Annotated in this window: 17 protein-coding genes; 7 read left to right on the plus strand and 10 right to left on the minus strand. The window is 68.7% G+C overall.

The window, feature by feature from the left end:
- The first annotated feature begins 124 nt into the window (after positions 1 to 124).
- Together BM417_RS38170 and BM417_RS38175 are read left to right on the plus strand one after the other, a co-directional pair.
- Positions 125 to 400, plus strand: a complete 276-nt coding sequence (locus tag BM417_RS38170) for a hypothetical protein (protein ID WP_143138983.1) — start codon at positions 125 to 127, stop codon at positions 398 to 400.
- A gap of 26 nt (positions 401 to 426) precedes the next feature.
- Complete coding sequence (locus BM417_RS38175) at positions 427 to 708, plus strand: hypothetical protein (RefSeq protein WP_093604630.1); 282 nt, start codon at positions 427 to 429, stop codon at positions 706 to 708.
- A gap of 54 nt (positions 709 to 762) precedes the next feature.
- Here BM417_RS38175 and BM417_RS38180 read toward each other — a convergent pair whose 3' ends face one another.
- From BM417_RS38180 to ruvC, 7 genes are all read right to left on the minus strand, one after another.
- A complete protein-coding gene (locus tag BM417_RS38180; protein ID WP_093604632.1) occupies positions 763 to 1,254 on the minus strand; it encodes an adenine phosphoribosyltransferase in 492 nt (163 codons plus the stop codon).
- A gap of 23 nt (positions 1,255 to 1,277) precedes the next feature.
- Positions 1,278 to 2,432 (minus strand): protein translocase subunit SecF, encoded by a 1,155-nt coding sequence (gene secF, locus BM417_RS38185; RefSeq protein ID WP_093604634.1) that lies wholly within the window; start codon positions 2,430 to 2,432, stop codon positions 1,278 to 1,280.
- A gap of 1 nt (position 2,433) precedes the next feature.
- Positions 2,434 to 4,227: a protein translocase subunit SecD gene (secD, locus tag BM417_RS38190; RefSeq protein WP_093604636.1), complete on the minus strand. Its 1,794-nt coding sequence runs from the start codon at positions 4,225 to 4,227 to the stop codon at positions 2,434 to 2,436.
- Positions 4,228 to 4,356: 129 nt separating this feature from the next.
- On the minus strand, positions 4,357 to 4,707 hold the full coding sequence (yajC, locus tag BM417_RS38195) for a preprotein translocase subunit YajC (RefSeq protein WP_093604927.1): 351 nt from the start codon (positions 4,705 to 4,707) through the stop codon (positions 4,357 to 4,359).
- Positions 4,708 to 4,800: 93 nt separating this feature from the next.
- Positions 4,801 to 5,814 (minus strand): Holliday junction branch migration DNA helicase RuvB, encoded by a 1,014-nt coding sequence (gene ruvB, locus BM417_RS38200; protein WP_093604638.1) that lies wholly within the window; start codon positions 5,812 to 5,814, stop codon positions 4,801 to 4,803.
- Positions 5,811 to 6,392, minus strand: a complete 582-nt coding sequence (ruvA, locus tag BM417_RS38205) for a Holliday junction branch migration protein RuvA (RefSeq protein ID WP_093604640.1) — start codon at positions 6,390 to 6,392, stop codon at positions 5,811 to 5,813. Before ruvA ends, ruvB begins: the two co-directional genes overlap by 4 nt.
- 30 nt (positions 6,393 to 6,422) lie before the next feature.
- Positions 6,423 to 6,989, minus strand: coding sequence for a crossover junction endodeoxyribonuclease RuvC (ruvC, locus tag BM417_RS38210; RefSeq protein WP_177320838.1), 567 nt, complete (start codon positions 6,987 to 6,989; stop codon positions 6,423 to 6,425).
- Between the two features lie 147 nt (positions 6,990 to 7,136).
- Between ruvC and BM417_RS38215 the strand changes: the two genes are divergently transcribed.
- Genes BM417_RS38215 through BM417_RS38230 form a run of 4 tightly spaced genes read left to right on the plus strand, consistent with a single transcriptional unit; the run spans position 7,137 to position 10,435 of the window.
- The gene (locus BM417_RS38215; protein WP_245822543.1) at positions 7,137 to 8,621 is read left to right on the plus strand and encodes a GGDEF domain-containing protein; all 1,485 of its coding nucleotides are present in this window, start codon (positions 7,137 to 7,139) and stop codon (positions 8,619 to 8,621) included.
- Entirely contained in the window at positions 8,618 to 9,049 is a 432-nt protein-coding gene (locus tag BM417_RS38220) for a cupin domain-containing protein (protein ID WP_093604644.1), read from the plus strand. Before BM417_RS38215 ends, BM417_RS38220 begins: the two co-directional genes overlap by 4 nt.
- Positions 9,050 to 9,068: 19 nt before the next feature.
- The gene (locus BM417_RS38225) at positions 9,069 to 9,872 is read left to right on the plus strand and encodes an alpha/beta fold hydrolase (protein WP_093604646.1); all 804 of its coding nucleotides are present in this window, start codon (positions 9,069 to 9,071) and stop codon (positions 9,870 to 9,872) included.
- Between the two features lie 8 nt (positions 9,873 to 9,880).
- Positions 9,881 to 10,435: a S1 RNA-binding domain-containing protein gene (locus BM417_RS38230; protein WP_218164695.1), complete on the plus strand. Its 555-nt coding sequence runs from the start codon at positions 9,881 to 9,883 to the stop codon at positions 10,433 to 10,435.
- Here the strand turns inward: BM417_RS38230 and BM417_RS38235 are convergent.
- Positions 10,419 to 11,294, minus strand: coding sequence for a hypothetical protein (locus BM417_RS38235; protein ID WP_093604650.1), 876 nt, complete (start codon positions 11,292 to 11,294; stop codon positions 10,419 to 10,421). The two genes, BM417_RS38230 and BM417_RS38235, sit on opposite strands and share 17 nt — an antisense overlap.
- A gap of 82 nt (positions 11,295 to 11,376) precedes the next feature.
- Between BM417_RS38235 and BM417_RS38240 the strand changes: the two genes are divergently transcribed.
- Complete coding sequence (locus BM417_RS38240) at positions 11,377 to 11,802, plus strand: MarR family winged helix-turn-helix transcriptional regulator (protein ID WP_093604652.1); 426 nt, start codon at positions 11,377 to 11,379, stop codon at positions 11,800 to 11,802.
- On the opposite strand, the gene BM417_RS38245 is transcribed toward BM417_RS38240, so the two are convergent.
- Both BM417_RS38245 and BM417_RS38250 read right to left on the minus strand, forming a co-directional pair.
- On the minus strand, positions 11,789 to 12,394 hold the full coding sequence (locus BM417_RS38245) for an alpha/beta hydrolase family protein (RefSeq protein ID WP_143138984.1): 606 nt from the start codon (positions 12,392 to 12,394) through the stop codon (positions 11,789 to 11,791). The two genes, BM417_RS38240 and BM417_RS38245, sit on opposite strands and share 14 nt — an antisense overlap.
- 19 nt (positions 12,395 to 12,413) lie before the next feature.
- Entirely contained in the window at positions 12,414 to 13,094 is a 681-nt protein-coding gene (locus BM417_RS38250; RefSeq protein WP_322789014.1) for an SDR family oxidoreductase, read from the minus strand.
- Positions 13,095 to 13,130 lie beyond the last annotated feature (36 nt).

Raw genomic sequence — 13,130 nt, forward strand, 5'->3', positions numbered from 1 at the left:
CCACCGACCACGCCCCGCAACCACCAAGGAAAACGGACCACAGAAATGCAGTCCGGCACACGCCCGGCGAAGGAGGGCATGTGCCGGTTCGGCGCAGCCGTGCACGCCTGGAACACTCGGCACGGTGAGGACTCTGATCTGGTGCGCCGCGATGACGTTCGTGTGGCTCGGCACGATGGCGTACCTCGCCCTCGACGACCCGAGTTACATCGACCAACGGTCGATCGTCGGCTCGACGGTCGGCTGGCTGGTCGCGACCGCACTGAGCTGGCTGGTGCTGCGCCGAGCAAAGACCCCAAAACTGTGGGAGATCGCAGTCGTCACGGCACCGGCATCACTGGTGACCCTGGTCTTCGTCAGCATCGGCGCCGCCTTCGTGGCCCCGCCGCCGATCGCCTGAGATCGTCCGGCTGAGAAACTGGGCTCATGCACTCGCACCGCCCGATCTGGCACTGTCTGGCGTTCGCCGGCATCTGGTACGCCGCGATCGTCCTGCTCAACCTGACGACCAACGGCGGCAGCGAGGCACTCCGCGCGGTGATGCTCGGGGTCGTCCCGTGGCTCGGCGCCTCGGCCGCCCTGACGCGGGTCGGGCACGGTGACATGAAGGCCTGGCGCCTGATCCTGCTGGGCCTGCCGATCTTCTACTTCCTGTGGGCGATCACGGTCGTGGTCGCGTACAGATTCGTAGTGCCGGTCGCGGGCTGACATGCGAAAGGGACCGGCGACAAGCGTCACCGGTCCCCTCACGTGAAAAGTCCTCTACACAGCCAGCAGAGCGTTGACCTCACGGCCCGCCAGCCGGGAGCGTCCGCCCAGAGCGGCGATCTCCAGCACCACGGACACACCCGTCACGATGCCGCCGGCCCGCTCGACCAGGGCGCACGCGGCCTCAGCGGTGCCACCGGTGGCCAGAACGTCGTCCACCACGACCACGCGCTGGCCGGGCTGGATGGCGCCCGCGGGCAACTCCAGCGACGCCGTGCCGTACTCCAGCTCGTAGGACACCGAGTCGGCGACGACCGGGAGCTTGCCCGGCTTGCGCAGCGGCACGACGCCGTAGCGCCAGCCGTAACCCAGAGCAGCACCCAGGAGGAAGCCGCGCGACTCGATGGCGGCGATCACCTGGGTGCTGTCGTCGATCTTGTCCTGGAGGGCGTCGACCACGGCGCGCAGGGCGTCGGGGTCGGTGAGAACCGGCGTGAAGTCCCGGAAGACGACCCCTGGCTTGGGGAAGTCCGGGACTTCACGCATCAGTCCCAGAGCACGATCCAATTTCAACGCTGACGCTTTCCGGTCGGACGGCGGCGGGCGTCGCCTGCCTTGGCGGTGCGGTGAGGCACCGACGCGGCCGCGGCGTACGCCTCTTCCTTGCGCAGGTCGGCGTTGAGGGCGTCGTCGTCGACCGACTCGATGCCCTCGGCGACCTGCGGGCCCGTGGCCTTGGCGCGGCGGGTGGCCACGCGCTTGGCCTGCGCGATGAACTTCGGGTCGCGCATCTTCAGGTCCACCAGCACCGGGGTGGCGAGGAAGATCGAGGACAGGGCGCCGATGAACATGCCGACGAGCTGCACGAGCGCCAGGTCCTGCAGAGTGCCGACGCCCAGGACGCCGACGCCGACGACCAGCAGGCCGATGACCGGGAGCAGCGCGATCAGCGAGGTGTTGATCGAGCGCATCAGGGTCTGGTTCAGCGCCAGGTTCGACGCCTCGGCGTACGTGCGGCGGGTCAGGCCCAGCAGGCCTCGGGTGTTCTCCTTGACCTTGTCGAACACGACGACCGTGTCGTACAGGGAGAAGCCGAGGATGGTGAGCAGACCGATCACCGTCGCCGGCGTCACCTCGAAGCCGACGATCGAGTACACGCCCGCGGTGATGATGACGTCGTGGAACACGGCGACGAGCGCGCCGACGGCCATCTGCCACTCGAAGTAGAACACCAGGAAGATCGTCACGGCGATGAAGAACCAGAACAGGGCCCACAGGGCCTTGCCGCTGATCTCACCGCCCCAGGACGCGGAGACGGCGCTGTCGGAGATCGCCGTCTGGCCGCCCTGCGGGTTGGTGTCCGTCGCGAGAGCCGTCTTGAGTGCCGCGACCTCGGCGATGTTCAGCGCGGGCGACTTGAGCTGGATCGTCGCGCTGGCACCGGAACCGACGGCCTGCACGGCGTTCGGCTTCTTGCCGGGCAGGGCCTTCGAGTAGACGTCCTCGACGGTGGACGTCGTGATGGCCTGTCCGGTGGCCGACACGGACGGCATCGAGATCTTCGTGCCGCCCTTGAAGTCGATGCCCAGGTTGAAGCCGTTGAACACCATCGAGCCGATGCAGATCAGCAGGATGATGCCGGAGGTGATGTACCAGCGGACGCGCTTGCCGACGATGTCGAAGGCGCCGTTGCCCACATAGAGGCGTGAGAACACGCTGCTCATGTCAGGCCTCCTTCACGGCGGTCGTCTTGCCGGTCGAGGTGGCGCGGTGCGAGGCGCCCTCGCGGGCGGCACCTCCCAGGCCCGACAGGCTCGAGTTGGAGAGGAACTTGGACTTCGACGCGATCACGACCAGCGGGTGCGTCACGAGGAACACGACCACGAGGTCGAGGACCGTCGACATGCCCAGGGTGAACGCGAAGCCCTTCACCTGGCCGACCGCGATGATGTACAGCACGGCGGCGGCGATGAAGCTGACCGCGTCGGCGGAGAGGATCGTGCGTCGCGAACGGATCCATGCTCGCGGCACGGCCGAACGGAACGTGCGGCCCTCACGCACCTCGTCCTTCAATCGTTCGAAGAAGACGATGAACGAGTCCGCCGTGATACCGATGGCGACGATGAATCCGGCGATACCGGCCAGGTCGAGCGTGAAGCCGATCAGGCGGCCCAGCAGGACGAGCACCGCGTAGATGACGACCGCGGACAGGACCAGCGACAGGATCGTCAGGATGCCGAGCAGGCGGTAGTAGAACAGGCAGTAGACGAAGACCAGCGCGAGGCCGATGCCGCCGGCGATGAGACCCGCCTTGAGCGACTGCAGGCCGAGCGTCGGGGAGATCGTCTGCGCCTCGGACGAGTCGAAGGACAGCGGCAGCGCGCCGTACTTCAGCGTGTTCGCGAGGTTCTGGGCTTCCTTCAGCGTGAACTTGCCGCTGATCTCGGTCGAGCCGCCCGAGATGGCCGACTGGATGGTCGGCGCGGACATGACCTCGCCGTCGAGCACGACCGCGACGGCCTGCTGGACGTTGGCCGCGGTGAACGCGCCCCACTTGGTGCCGCCCTCGGACTTGAAGTCCAGGTTGACGACGTAGCCGGTGCCGTTCGGGTTGTTGTTCGCCGCGGCGTTGCTGATGTCCTCACCGGTCAGGCGGGAGTAGTTCGTGTAGTCGTCCGCCTTGGTCTCGGTGTCCTCCTTGGGAGGGTTGACCGGGGCCAGCGTGTACTTGAACTCGCCCTTCTCGTCACAGGTGACGAGAGGCTTGTCGAGGTCGTCGTTGCCGCGCAGCGGGTCGGGCTGCGAGCAGTCGAGCATGAGCGCGGCCTGCTGGAGGATCTGCGGGTCGGTCGCCTGGCGGAGGGCCTTCGCTTCCTGGATCTCCTTCGCGACCTTCGGGTCGATGTTGGAGGGAGCGGACGGCGTGCTCGGCGGGGTGCTCGCGTTGCTCGACGGCGCGGTGCTGTTCGACGGCGGCGTGCTGGACGGCTGCGCGGCCAGGTTCGGCGCGGGGCGGCCCTGCGGAGCACCGCTCGACGGCGGCGGGCTGCCGGCGCTCTGGCTCGGCGGCGTCGACGGCGGCGTGCTCGCGCTGCCGGACGGCGGCGTGCTCGTCTGGGTCTGCGGCACGGCGCCCGCGGGAACCGGCTGGCCGATGACCTTGCGGAACGCGAGGCGAGCGGTCTGGCCGAGGCCCTTCGCGCCTTCGCTGTCCGCGCCCGGGACCGTGATCACCAGGTTGTTGCCGTCTCGCACGACCTCGGCACCGGAGACGCCGAGACCGTTGACGCGGACCTCGATGAGGTCACGTGCCCGGTTGAGCGCTTCCTCGCTCGGCTGTGCGCCGTCTTCCTGCCGAGCTGTCAGGGTGACGAGAGTGCCGCCCTGGAGGTCGATTCCGAGCTTGGGTTTGGCCGAACCGTTCCCGGTGAGAAACACCAGGGCGTAGAGCGCGACCACGATGAGGACAAAACTCGCCAAATACTTCGCAGGGCGAATTTGCCCGGCCGGAGGTGCCACGATCCGTCCGTCTCCTAGTAGCTATGGTTTCCGAGCGCGCAGCGTAACGCGCGCCGCGTGAGCTGCGCGTCACTACCTGGAGTTGGCGGTGTTCACAGTTGCCAACTCCAGGTGTCACGGGCTTGTTGGTTACTTCTTGGCGCTGTGGTCCAGGGGCTCGGCGACCTGTGCGGTGGTCGCGGGCACCTCTTCCTCGACGTCGTCGGTCTTGTCCGCGACGACAGCCTCCTCGGTCTCGGCGACCTTCTCGCGGATGGCGGCACGCAGCCAGCGCGTGACCACACCCTCGGAGATCTCGATGTCGATGGTGGTGTCGTGGCTCGCGTCGGCAACGGTGCCGTACAGGCCGGACGTCGTCATCACCTTGTCGCCAGGGGCGAGCGAGTCCTGCAGGTTCTTCTGCTCGGCCATCGCCCGCTTCTGCTTGCGCGCGCTGAGGAACAGCGGCACCGCCAGCAGAACCAGAAGCAACGGGAACATCAAAGACGAAAGGTTGCCCATCATTCTCCGATCAGGTGGACATGCCTCGACGCACGTCCGATATGTCCAGGTGCTTTCACCGATTGTGCCAGGTCACCACAGTTGATCACCGGCGGGCGGTTCCAGCCCCAGGTGGTACCACGCGGCGGGCGTCGCCACTCGGCCGCGCGGTGTCCGGGCCAGCATGCCAGCCCGCACCAAATACGGTTCGCACACCTCTTCCACGGTGGTCGGTTCCTCACCGACCGCGACCGCGAGGGTGGAGACGCCGACCGGGCCGCCGTTGAAGCTCTTGACCAGGGCATTCAACACCGCGCGGTCGAGCCGGTCGAGGCCGAGCTGATCAACGTCGTAGACCTCGAGGGCCTGCTTCGCGATCTCCTCCGTGACCCTGCCGTCTGCCCTGACCTCGGCGAAGTCGCGGACGCGGCGCAGCAGGCGGTTCGCGATGCGGGGGGTGCCCCTGGAGCGGCCGGCGATCTCGATCGCGGCGTCCACGGCGACGTCGACGCCGAGGATCTTGGCGCTGCGCTTCACGATGAGGTCGAGCTCGTCGGCGCTGTAGAACTCCATGTGGCCGGTGAAGCCGAAGCGGTCGCGCAGCGGGCCGGTCAGCGCTCCTGACCTGGTGGTGGCTCCGACCAGCGTGAACGGCGCGATGTCGAGCGGGATGCTGGTCGCTCCGGGCCCTTTGCCGACCATCACGTCGACGCGGAAGTCCTCCATCGCGAGGTAGAGCATCTCCTCCGCAGGCCTGGCCATGCGGTGGATCTCGTCGATGAACAGGACGTCGCCCTCGACCAGGTTGGACAGCATCGAGGCCAGGTCGCCCGCCCGCTCCAGGGCCGGGCCGCTGGTGATGCGGATGGCGCTGCCCAGCTCCTTGGCGATGATCATGGCGAGGGAGGTCTTGCCCAGGCCGGGAGGGCCGCTGAGCAGGACGTGGTCCGGGGCCGTCCCTCGCCTCATCGCGCCGTGCAGGACGAGTTCGAGCTGTTCGCGGACACGTTGCTGACCGACGAACTCGTGCAGGTCGGCCGGGCGGAGGCTGGTCTCGAGGTCGCGTTCGGCCGGGGCGACGTAGGGGCTGAGCTCGTCCTCGGTCACTTGCGCCCCAGGGTCGCGAGCGCACGGCGCAGGACGGCGGACGTGGACTGGTCGGGGTTCGCGGCGAGGACGTTGTCGACCGTGGTCTCCGCGGACTTGGCGGGGAAGCCGAGGCCGAGGAGCGCCTCCACGACGTGGTCACGCGTCTGGCTGTGCGCGGGCGTCGTGGGCGTGGGGAGCTGACCGACCTTGTCGCGCAGCTCGATGATGAGGCGTTCCGCGCCCTTCTTGCCGATGCCCGGGACCTGCGTGAGCACGGTGATGTTGCCCTCCGCGAGGGCATGGCGGAGCTTGTCCGGCTCCAGGACCGCGAGAGTGGCCAGGGCGATGCGCGGGCCGATACCGCTGACCGTCTGGAGCAGGCTGAACAGCTCGCGCGCCTCGGCGTCGGCGAACCCGAACAGGGTGAGGCTGTCCTCGCGGACGATCAGGGTGGTGGCGAGGCTCGCCTCCTCGCCGCGCCGCAGGCTGGCGAGCGTGGTCGGCGTCATCTGGACGGCGAACCCGACGCCGCCCACCTCGACGACGGCGTGGTCGAGGCCGACGTGCTGCACCTGGCCGCGCAGTGACGAGATCACCTGGTTCCTCCGGACTTCACTTGCTGGACCTTAGTTAGTTCGCTTGGCCGCTTCGGCCAGCTTCGCCTTGTGCACGCGGGCGAGTTCCGCGGCGCGGGCCTGCGCTTCCTCCAGGCGTGACCGCATCGGCGCGCGCCAGTGGTGGCAGATCGCGAGGGCCAGCGCGTCCGCCGCGTCCGCCGGCTTCGGCGCGACCTTCAGGCCGAGCAGCTTGGTCACCATCGCGGTCACCTGCGCCTTGTCCGCGCGGCCCGAGCCCGTGACGGCGGCCTTCACCTCGGACGGCGTGTGGAACTCGACCGGCAGGTTTCGTTGCGCGGCAGCCAAAGCGATGACGCCCGACGCCTGCGCGACCCCCATCGCGGTGCGGACGTTGTGTTGCGCGAAGACGCGTTCGATGGCCACGACCTGAGGTTCGTAACGGTCCAGCCACACGCAGACGCCGTCGTACAGCTCATGAAGACGCACGGACAGCGGAGCGTCGACGGGCGTGCGCAGGACATCGACGGCCACGGCGCGCACGACTCGGCCCGGTCCGCCGTCGACGACGCCGAAGCCGCACCTGGTCAGACCGGGGTCGACCCCGAACACCCGCACAACAGCTCCCCGGATCGCTGAACGAACAACAGTTCGAACCATATCCGGTACACCGATAGGCGACTTGCACCGACACGGGCTGACGCGGTTCGACAAGTCCACGCCGCCGTTACTACGGTGGTCGGGTTTCGATCATCGGGAGCAACGGTGAAGAGGTTCTGGATCATCGCGGGGTGCGTCGGCACTTTCATCGCGATCGCCATCCTCACCGCCCTCTCCGCGCCGCGCGATATCGGTATCGCAATCGACAAGCTCGTGCAGCTGGTGTTCGCCATCGCGGCGTTGGTCGCCTACGCGCGGGCGCGCGACCGGTGGATGACGGCGGCGATGACCAGCTTGAGCGTCGGGTTGTCCGCGTGGATCTGGGGCCAGCAGATCATGGGCGTGCAGCTGCCGTCGTCCACGATCGCGCCGATCGGCTTCACGATGGTGCCGGTGCTGTGCCTGGCCGCCGTGATCGCGAAGGCGCAGAAGCGCCGTTCCGACGACCTGCTGCCGAACTACCGCAGCCGCACGGTGCTCGTGCTCGACGGGCTGATCGTGATCGGGTCGCTGTTCGTGCTGACGTGGGTGTCGGCGCTGGAGTCGCTGACCCGCGCGTGGGCCACCGAAGGTCCCGGGTTCGCCACCGTCATCGCGCATCCCGCCGCGTACCTCGTGCTGCTGGTGGCGATCGTGGTGATGTCGTGGACGCATCAGGCCGTGCGTCAGTGGCCGATGCTCTTCGTCGCACTGGCCGGTATCGCGCAGTCGTCGTCGGGCTGGGTGTTCGCGTTCTACATCTCCAAGGGCAACACGGCGATCCCGGCGGCCGCGGACATCGGGTTCATGCTGTGCCCGGCGTTCTTCCTGCTGAGCGCGCTGGCGCCGGTCCGCAACCTCGACCCCACGCCGGGCCGCATGCGCACGGCCGACCTGCTGCACCTGCTCGTGCCGTACCTGCCGCTCGCGATCACCGGCCTGTTCGTCAGCTGGAACACCGCGACGGGCGGCCGCCTCAACCCGGTCGAGATCTACGTCGGGCTTCTGGTCGTGTGCCTCGTGATCGTGCGTCAGTTGCTCACGATGATGGACAACGTCCGGCTGATGGACCAGCTCCGCGTCTCTCGCGAGGAGCTACGGCACGAGGCGACGCACGACCCGTTGACCGGCGTCGCGAACCGCTCGCTCTTCCGCGAACGGCTGGAGCGCGCGCTCGCGGTTCGTGACCGCGTGAAGCCGTTGATCCTGCTGTTCATCGACGTGGACGGCTTCAAGGCGGTCAACGACAACAACGGGCACGCCGAGGGCGACAGCGTTCTGCGCAACGTCGCCGCACGGCTGGAGAACAACGTTCGGCCCGAGGACACCGTGGCACGGCTCGGCGGCGACGAGTTCGGCGTGCTGATCGACGGCGGCGACGCGGACGAGATCGGCGCACGGCTGCTCGACGCGCTGGGGCATCCGCACGAGGTGCTCGGCCGGGTGCACCAGGTGCACGCCAGCATCGGTGTGGCGCAACGGTTCTCGTACGATCCCAAGATCACCGCCGACGACGTGCTCGGGGCCGCGGACGCCGCGATGTACACGGCGAAGCGGCTCGGCAAGGGCATGGTCGTCGTGCACGGTTCCCCGCTTCCGGAGATGACGTGACCCCAGAGCAGTTGATTTCCGCGTTGGACATGCAGGAACTGCCCGTCGAGGGCGGGTACTTCGCGCAGACGCACCGGTCCGGCGAGGTGTCCGCGATCGCGTACCTGTTGCGCAGCCCGGACTTCTCCGGCATGCACGTGTTGAAGCACCTGGAGATCTACCACTTCCACGCCGGGTCGCCGTTGCGGATGCTGCTGCTGCACCCGGACGGCACGGTGACCGAACCGGTGCTGAGCGCGTCGAACCCGCAGGTCGTGGTGCCCGCGGGGGTGTGGCAAGGCAGCACTCCGGCCGGGGACTGGTCGTTGGTCGGCACGGTCGTGGTGCCGCCGTACACCGACGACATCGTGTCGTTCGGTCACGCGGACGACCTGTGCTCGCGTTATCCCTCACACGCTGCTCTGATTCGGCCCCTGTGCCGGTTCTAGCGTCTCTAAGATCTTCGGAATGGCGCTTGTCCCGCTCAACGGCATCGAGCTGAACGTCCAGACCGAGGGTTCCGGCGACCTCGTCGTGCTCGTCATGGGCACCGGAAGTCCCGGCAGGGTCTGGCGGACCTACCAGGTGCCCGCGCTGGTCAAGGCCGGATATCGGGTCGCGTACTTCGACAACCGCGGCATCAGGCCCTCGTCGGAGTGCGCCGGCGGTTTCACGCTCGACGACATGGTCGCCGACACCGCCGCGCTGATCGAGCACCTGGGCGGTCCCGCGCACGTGATCGGCACGTCGCTGGGCGGGCGCATCACCCAGGAACTGGCGCTGACGCGTCCGTCGCTGGTGCGCAGCGCGGTGATGATGGCGACCGCCGGCCGTCCCGAACCGGTGCAGCAGGCGTGGTCGCAGGCGCTGTGCGACCTGCACGACAAGGGCGTCGAGATCCCGCTGTCGTTCTACTCGGTGGCGTCGGTGGTCAGGAACCTGTCGCAGACGACGCTGACCGACCCGATGATCGCCCGCGACTGGTTGCAGATGTACGAGTTCGCCGGGTCGTCGCTCGGCGCGGGCGAACGGATCCAGCTCGGCCTGGGCGAGTACGACACGCGCCTGGACGCCTACCGCGCCATCGCCGTGCGGTCGCTGGTGATCGGGTTCGCCGACGACCTCGTGCTGCCGCCGCGGCTGTCGCGCGAGGTGGCGGACGCGATTCCCGGCGCCCGGTACGCGGAGGTCGCGGACGCCGGGCACGTCGGGTACCTGGAGCGGCCGGACGAGGTGAACCGGCTGCTGGTCGAGTTCCTGGGCGGCGCTTGATGGCGCGGGTGTCACCGCACGAGCGGTGGCTCGAGATGGTGCGGGAGTACCCGGATCTTCACGCGTTCCTGTCCGGGCCGCGTTCCGGTGACGTGCTCTCCGGCACGGTGGCGGCGGTGGAGCGGTTCGGCGTGTTCGTGCGGCTCGACGACGGTCCCGCCCACCCGTTCTTCCCCGGCGTCGGATTCGTGACGATTCCGGACCTGACCTGGCACCACATCGACGACATGTCCGAGGTCGTGTCGGCCGGGCAGCGCGTCACCGGCGAGTTCCTCGACTACGACACGTGGAACATGGAGGCCCGGCTGTCCCTGAAGGCGCTGCAGCCGGACCCCTTCCAGGAATTCGCCGACGCCGTCACCGCCGGACACGAGCTCCGCGGCCTCGTGACCAAGGCGGTTCCGTTCGGCGTCTTCGTCCGCGTCGCCGACGGCGTCGAGGGGTTCCTGCACGAGGACGAGTTCGGTGCGGCGCCGCCCCGGGAAGGCGACGAACTCCACGTCGTCGTGGCGGACGTCGACCGCGAGCGGCGCCGCGTGAACCTGACTAGCGGTCGAGGCTGAACTCGTCCGTCGTCTCCCCGTTCACCAGCAGGTCGACGCGGCCGCTGAGCACGTAGGTGCCGTGCGGTGTGCGAGCGGCCGTGGTCGGCGCCGTCTTCCAGTCACGCTGGGACTTCACCTGCCACGTGCGGGTGTCGAGGACCGTCACCGCGTTCTTGCCCGGTGCGGCCAGGGTGTTCGTCACGACGACCAGGCCCTGCGGCGTGAGCGTGAGGCCGTCCGCGCCCGGCAGTTTCGGTGCGGGCAGCTCCTCGACGCGGTTCTGCGTGACCTTGAACAGCGTGCCGTTCGTGTAGTGGCCGGTGACGAGGAATCCCCTGGGGTCCCAGACGATTCCGTTGTTGCCGAACGACGTCCCGCCCAGCCGGGGGTCGCGGGCGAACGGTGTCACGGTGCCGTCGCGGGCGACCTTCCAGATCGTGTCGCCCATCGTGCCGGTGACGTAGGCGTTGCCGTGCGGGTCGACCGCGACGTCGTTGGCGCCGTTGGGGACGTCGACGAACTTCAGCGCGCGGCCGGTGCGCAGGTCGAAGATCCCGAGGCCGGACTGGCCCGGCACCGATCGTTCGCCGAAGCCGATGTCCCCGTAGGTGACGAGCAGGCGGCCGCCGTCCACGTGGAGGCCGAACGTGGACACCATGTGGGTTCCGGTGACGAGCGGGCGGACCCGGCCGTTCGTGCCGACCAGCGACACCGTGCCGTGGCGCAGCGAGCTGACGAGGAACTGGCCGCGGCCCGGGTCCCAGGCCACGCCCTCGGGGTGCAGCGACGGTGAGCGGGCCTCGATATGTCTCGGCGTGGCCTGGGCCGTGCCCGTGAACAGCACCAGCACGGCCAAGACGGCGAGCAGGACGCGCATTGCTTCCCTCCAGTACGAACACTGATGGATATCAGAGCTCTGATATCCATCCATACTCTTACCACACTCTTATGCTGGAGCGATGCGCAGCGGTGATCGGATCGGCGGGGCCATCAAGCGCGCCGAGCAGGACCTGATGGCCGCGAAGTCGGCGGCGGTGAGGCCCGCGGGGCTGACCGTGCCGCAGTACTCGGCGTTGCTGGCCCTGAGCGAGAACCCCGGCGCGCCCGCGGCGACGCTCGCGCGGCTGTGCCTGACGACGCCTCAGACGATGACGACGATCCTGCAGAACCTGGTCGCCTTGGGGCTCGTGGAGCGCACACCGAACCAGTGGCAGAGCAACGTCCTGGAGAACCGGCTGACCGAGACGGGTCAGGCGAGGTTCCACGAGGCCGACAGGGCGGCGGTGGCGGTGGAGCAGAAGCTGGCGGACGCGTTCAGTGACGAGGAACGCGCACAGTTGCGCGCGCTCCTGCAGCGATGTTCGGACGTGCTCAGCCAGTCGTGACGAACTCGTAGGTCTCGTCGACCATCGCGGCCAGGAACCGGTCGCGGTCGAACTCCGGGTCCTCGTCCATGCCGGGCGGCGGCACGTGCACGAAGCTGAAGTGGCCCGCCTTCGGCACGACCCGCAGGTCCACCTCGGCCGGAGCGGTCTTCAGGACCTCCACTTCGGAGGCCGGCACGAACGTGTCCAGCTCGCCGACGTAGGCGAGGATCGGCACCTTCACCGCGTCCAGCGCGCCGGGGGCCGCGAACCAGCCGGCGGGCGGCGTGTAGAGCACCAGGCGGCTGACGCGGGAATCCCTTGGCACGTCAAGGGGCTCGCCCTCCTTGCTCCACGGTGTCGCGCCCGCCAGGCACAGGCCCGCCCAGGCGCCGATCGAGTGGCCGATCACGGCCACCTCGGCGTCCGGGGCGACGTCGCGCAGGGCCTCGACCAGGCCCAACGGCCGCGCCAGGTAGTCGTCCCAGGTGGCCTGCTGCGGGTGCAGGCGCGGGAAGGACGGCGCGATGACCTGGTGGCCCTGAGCGGTGAAGTGGTCCAGGAGCGGGCGGTGCCGTTCCGGGTCGCCACCGCCACCCACGGCGAAAAGCACGATCAACGAAGTACCCCCATCAGCGATGCGCGGCCTGTCCGGTGGGCCGCAGCAGGATCTCGTTCACATCCACAGTGGACGGTTGGGACACGGCGTAGAGCACCGCCCTGCCAACGTCTTCCGGCGCCAGCTTCGGGTCATCCACACGCGACGCCGGAATGGCGTCGGTGTCGACCAGGCCCGGCTGCACCACCGTCACCCTAACCCCCGTATCCACCGCTTCGGCGCGGATCGCCTGCGCCAGACCGGTGATCGCCCACTTCGTCGCCGAGTACAGGTTGCCCGGACGGACACCGCGGCCGGCGGCGGATCCCGTCATCACGAAGTGGCCGCCCGAACGGATCAGCGCCGGCATCGCGGCACGGGCGGTGAACGCGGGCCCGCAGACGTTCGTGACCACCATGTCCGTCCATTCGGAAGGCTTGGCGCCCGCCGAAGAGACGAACGACGTGTCCACCGAGACGCCCGCGTTCGCGAACACGACGTCGATCCGGCCCCACCGGGACTCCACCCGCGCCATGAGATCCTGCACGGAATCCCAGGAAGAAACGTCGCATCGGGCGTCCCAGCCGCGATCGCCGACAGATTCTTCGGCGCTGCGGGAAGCTCTGACCACGCGATACCCCGCCTGAGCTGCGAGGGCGGCGGTCGCCGCCCCGATTCCGCGGGAAGCGCCGGTCACCACGAAGACGTGTTCCATGATCCGGAACCCTAGTCAGGGAAACGTCAGGGGCGC

Source organism: Lentzea waywayandensis, from assembly GCF_900115955.1.
GTDB classification, from domain to species: domain Bacteria; phylum Actinomycetota; class Actinomycetes; order Mycobacteriales; family Pseudonocardiaceae; genus Lentzea; species Lentzea waywayandensis.

Bases quoted from the DNA above. Each gene is read 5' to 3' on its own strand.
- BM417_RS38175 (WP_093604630.1), top strand. From the start codon at position 427: ATGCACTCGCACCGCCCGATCTGGCACTGTCTGGCGTTCGCCGGCATC.
- secF (WP_093604634.1), bottom strand. From the start codon at position 2,432: ATGAGCAGCGTGTTCTCACGCCTCTATGTGGGCAACGGCGCCTTCGAC.
- BM417_RS38240 (WP_093604652.1), top strand. From the start codon at position 11,377: ATGCGCAGCGGTGATCGGATCGGCGGGGCCATCAAGCGCGCCGAGCAG.
- BM417_RS38235 (WP_093604650.1), bottom strand. From the start codon at position 11,294: ATGCGCGTCCTGCTCGCCGTCTTGGCCGTGCTGGTGCTGTTCACGGGC.
- BM417_RS38225 (WP_093604646.1), top strand. From the start codon at position 9,069: ATGGCGCTTGTCCCGCTCAACGGCATCGAGCTGAACGTCCAGACCGAG.
- BM417_RS38180 (WP_093604632.1), bottom strand. From the start codon at position 1,254: ATGCGTGAAGTCCCGGACTTCCCCAAGCCAGGGGTCGTCTTCCGGGAC.
- yajC (WP_093604927.1), bottom strand. From the start codon at position 4,707: ATGTTCCCGTTGCTTCTGGTTCTGCTGGCGGTGCCGCTGTTCCTCAGC.
- BM417_RS38250 (WP_322789014.1), bottom strand. From the start codon at position 13,094: ATGGAACACGTCTTCGTGGTGACCGGCGCTTCCCGCGGAATCGGGGCG.